Annotated in this window: 4 protein-coding genes, 1 rRNA gene and 1 pseudogene; all 6 read right to left on the bottom strand. The window is 31.6% G+C overall.

Features of this window, described 5'->3' with window-relative positions:
* Positions 1-64: ribosomal RNA gene (locus IDG60_RS06295) — 16S ribosomal RNA — on the bottom strand; the annotation flags it as partial.
* 183 nt (positions 65-247) lie between these two features.
* A pseudogene (locus IDG60_RS06290) lies at positions 248-432 on the bottom strand (hypothetical protein).
* A gap of 88 nt (positions 433-520) precedes the next feature.
* Positions 521-1,585 carry an Mrp/NBP35 family ATP-binding protein gene (locus IDG60_RS06285; protein ID WP_000958531.1) on the bottom strand — a complete coding sequence of 355 codons (1,065 nt, stop codon included), beginning with the start codon at positions 1,583-1,585 and terminating at the stop codon, positions 521-523.
* A 147-nt stretch (positions 1,586-1,732) separates the two neighbouring features.
* Positions 1,733-3,175, bottom strand: a complete 1,443-nt coding sequence (lmrS, locus tag IDG60_RS06280; RefSeq protein ID WP_001141006.1) for a multidrug efflux MFS transporter LmrS — start codon at positions 3,173-3,175, stop codon at positions 1,733-1,735.
* A 322-nt stretch (positions 3,176-3,497) separates the two neighbouring features.
* Positions 3,498-3,971: a multidrug efflux transporter SepA gene (gene sepA / locus IDG60_RS06275; protein ID WP_000636857.1), complete on the bottom strand. Its 474-nt coding sequence runs from the start codon at positions 3,969-3,971 to the stop codon at positions 3,498-3,500.
* Between the two features lie 98 nt (positions 3,972-4,069).
* Positions 4,070-4,752: MFS transporter (locus IDG60_RS06270; protein WP_206160563.1), on the bottom strand; the 683-nt coding region annotated here is incomplete at its 5' end.

Raw genomic sequence — 4,752 nt, 5'->3', positions numbered from 1 at the left:
CGACTTGCATGTATTAGGCACGCCGCCAGCGTTCATCCTGAGCCAGGATCAAACTCTCCATAAAAATTATGATGTTTGATTAGCTCATAAATACTAAATAATGTTTGTAACTTATAGTTACGTTTTTTGGAATTAACGTTGACATATTGTCATTCAGTTTTCAATGTTCATTAATGTTCAATCTCTTTTATTCTACTTCATTTGTTTCTTGAAGTCAATAACTTTTTGAACGATTACTTTATTTATTCTATATTGTTTTTATAGTTATTTCAATGGTAAGTTTTACACTTTTGAAATTCTTCTTTAAAAACAACTGCGTCGTTTTTGACGACTTTATCATATTATCAACTTTGGAATTTAAAGTCAATAACTTTTTTAAAACTTTTTGTGTTCACAACCCGCTTCTTTTTCAACGCGTTTATTGCTTAACACAAGAACTTATTTTACCAGCATTCCAAAACAAATCAACATAAAAACGTACAAAATAAAAGTAATTTTGTACGTTTAGCATATATTATACCTATTTATTTGTAGCAGCTATAACTTTTTGTGCAATCGAGCTATAAATTTTACCTAGACGATCATCTGATTGATATATTGACGGTGCAAAATCTTTTGGATTCCAAGATGGTTGCTCTAAAGGTAATTCCCCAAGTAATTGAGTATTAAGTTCATCAGCTAACTTAGTACCGCCACCTTTGCCAAAGACATATTCTTTATTACCCGTCTCTTTACTTTCAAAATAACTCATGTTTTCAATTACGCCAAGAATAGAATGATCCGTATGTTTTGCCATCGCACCTGCGCGAGCTGCAACAAATGCTGCTGTAGGATGAGGTGTCGTTACAATAATTTCCTTACTTGAAGGTAACATCGTATGAACATCTAAAGCTACATCTCCTGTTCCAGGTGGAAGATCGAGTATTAAATATTCAATGTCTCCCCATTTAACTTCTGTAAAGAAATTCGTCAACATTTTACCTAACATTGGCCCTCTCCATATAACTGGCGCATTTTCTTCCACAAAAAAGGCCATTGATATAACTTTAACGCCATGACGTTCAACTGGAATTACTTCCTTCCCTTTAATTCCAGGCTTTTCATCAATACCCATCATATCTGGTACACTAAATCCATATATATCGGCATCTACTAATCCGACTTTTTTCCCTTCACGAGCTAAGGCAACGGCTAAATTTACTGCAACAGTAGATTTACCGACACCACCTTTACCGGAGGCTATTGCAATAAATTCGACTGGATTATTTTGAGATAATAGGCCTTCTATCGTTTTAGGTTTATTTTCTTCTTTTGGTTTAAATTGATTTACTTTTTCTTCCGGCAATGTTTCAAATCGTATACCGACCGTTTTCGCACCGTTTTCTTTTAATGCATTAACAACAGCCATCTGTAAATCTAATTGCGGTGCACCACCTAATTGTGCCATTGCTAATTTAACACTCACATGTTCTTTTTCTTCCTTAATAGAAACTTCAACAATACCTTCTGTTTCTTTTAAAGGCACATCTATAATAGGATCTTTAATTTCTCCTACCAATTCTTTCACTTGATCTACCGTTAACAAAGCAAATCCCCCTTAATCATTTTAAGACATCTACATCATAGCAAATAACAATTTTTGCTTAGTCTATCACTAAAAGTATAAAACTTTTTATTAAATAAAAAAAGCAGTTAGCCTATTATTTTAAATAGACCAACTACTATAATTATTTTAAAATTTCCTTCTATTACTTTCTATTTCTTTAGGTTCTCTTATAAAAAGTGCTATCACATAAGCTGCCATAACAAGCACAGCTACAAAAGCAAATGAGATATCCACCCCTATAGCAATGGATTGCTGTTTAATTTCAGTTGCAGTTAAATGCGATGGCGATGTAGATAAAAATATTTTTGCACCAAAACTCATTAATGTAACCATTAAAGCTGTGCCTAGTGAACCAGCCATTACACGACCAAAGTTCATAATAGCCGTGCCATGTGAGATTTCTTCATTTCTCAAAGAATTAATTCCTGTAGTATTTATCGGCATCATGAGTAAAGAAACTGAAAACATTCTAATTGCATATACGACTATTAAATACGTATAAGATGTGTCTGTATGCAAGAAACACAACATAATTGTAGTAATTGTTAAAATTGTAAAACCAGTATAAATCAATGGTCTAGGACCATACTTATCATAAAATTTACCTGTAAAAACTGACATAATACCATTTATTATTGCACCAGGCATGATAACAAGTCCTGATAACAAGGCAGATAAAGATAAACTGTTTTGAACATATAGCGGTATAAGCAGCGCAGGTCCAACCATTGACATCATTATAATCATTGAACTAATCGTACATAATGCAAATGTTCTATTTTTAAAAACCCTTAAATTTAAAAGTGCATTAGTAATATTAAATTGTCTACGTATAAATAAATAGATAATAACCATACTTATTATCAACGCACCTATTACTATTGGACTTGTAAATCCTAAATCTCCTGCACTACTAAATGCGTATAGCATTAACCCGAATCCAATAGTTGAATACATTACTGAGCGCTTATCTAATTTCGTATATTTCACTTCATTGTAACTTGAGATTGAAACTAAGCCGAAAACAAAGGCAACTAAAGCAATTCCTACAATTATAATAAATGGTACTCGCCAACTCGCTTGATCAATAATTAATCCTGTAACTGTAGGGCCTATTGCTGGTGCAAATTGAATTACTAAACCTGCTAGTCCCATTGCAAAACCTCGATGTTCTTTACTGAACAATGTAAATAACGTAAATTGCATTAAGGGCATAAGTACGCCTGCACCCATCGCTTGAATTACACGTGCTAACATTAAAACTCCAAAATTCGGAGCTAAGGCTGCAACAATAGAACCTAATAAAAATGTCCCCATCGCCGCTAAGTATAAAGGTCTAGTTTTAATTCTATCCATTAGATATGCCGTCAGAGGTATCATGACGCCATTAACAAGCATAAACCCAGTAACTAGCCATTGCGATGTACTTTCATTAATATTTAATTCTCTCATTATACTAGGTAACGCTGTATTTAATAATGTTTGATTTAAAATAGCTACAAACGCACTAATCAACATAACAGCAACTATGAAGTTTCGTCTCCGGGTTGTTAATTCAACTTTAGCCATCATAATTCCTCCTTTTTAAAACAGATATACACTTGTCCCTTTAATACATATAGCCATTAACATAATGGGAGTAGTACTCAAATGATAAAGAAGCACTACATAATAAATCATTATTGGTTCTTACACATTAGGCACAGCTAATGTGTACTTAAAAAACTAACAATATAACATTGTAGGGCCTAATAATTTATTTTATTTCTCAGACTCATACAATGGTTATTTAACTTATTTACCACAAATTGAGCACTAAGACTCACTATTATCGATTCTTCTATTGAACAAAAAGAAGTTGGAACACATATGTGCCCTCAACTTCAGATATCTATTTTCTATTATTTAAATTTTTACTTTCAGGGTAAAATTGAAGCTTACAAACATATAAGAACCCTATAATAACCATGATGACCCAAAAATCGATATTGATATAAACATAATTTAAATGAATGATGAAATAAAATAACGTTGTTGCAACTGTGTAAGAAATCAAATGAAAAGTCGCGCCTCTAAAATATGCATTTTCAGGCAACATTTTTCTAAAATAATCCATTAAATGCTCGACTGCAAATATGATGAAGTACCCAAAGATTATATAACTGCCATAATATAATAGGTTATCGTACATACTTCTATTATATGTAAAGTCACCCAACCTAAAATAAATAAGTATTCTACTTAATCCATATAAACCAAACCCTAGAAATGTTAAAAAAATCGCACCAGAAAGTACAAAAATAAAGAGAACAATCATTGTAGTTAACAAGTTATAAAACTTATGTTTAAGATAATTCACAATCATTGGCCTCCTTATTAATAAAATATTGAACGATTTATCTAGTATCTAGGAAATTTATTATTTCTTACTTTAATTACACTACATCAATTTTAATCATAATTCTATTCTTTTGATTGAGATGACTGTTCTTTAAAAAATACGACCCATAAAACAATAAGCCCAATGCTAATTACAGCAACAGCACTTAACACATTGTGTAAGTTTGGACCAAAGATTCCTGATTGTATCGCATAAAGATATCCCATTATTGTTGAACCTATTGATGCCCCAAGATTTTTAGTTAATCCATAAAATGACATCATTTTCTTCATTTGTAATGGGCTAGTTTCCTCTTGGACAATTACACTATCTTTCGTATAAATATATCCAAAACTTAATCCTGCCAAAATTAACACAAATGCTATAAGTACCGGCAATTTAATACCAAATGAAATGATAATACTACTTACTAGTAACAATGTAAATGATAGTAAGTAAATAACTTTCCTTGATAGTTTTGCTTCAATTCGATGTAAATTAAAATTCAATGTAATCCAAGCTACAGATAAAGGAAAAATAACCAATCCACTTTGCAATGGAGATAATCCTAGTTGTTCTTGAAGGTAGACTGGAATATATAAATTGAATCCCATTAAACAAATAGCTGTTAGAAGGTCCGTTATAAAAACTAAAGTAATCGAACGATTAAATTCAACCACAGGTAAAAATGGTGAAGAAACATGTTTTTCTACTTTAAATAAACACATTGCCACAACGATAGCTAAGATAAAACTCAAGAAATTTA

The organism is Staphylococcus sp. EG-SA-2, from assembly GCF_017152085.1.
This window is presented reverse-complemented; position numbering and strand designations above follow the sequence as displayed.

Coding starts and splice junctions, on each gene's coding strand:
- sepA (WP_000636857.1), bottom strand. CDS start 3,971: ATGATTGTGAATTATCTTAAACATAAGTTTTATAACTTGTTAACTACA.
- lmrS (WP_001141006.1), bottom strand. CDS start 3,175: ATGGCTAAAGTTGAATTAACAACCCGGAGACGAAACTTCATAGTTGCT.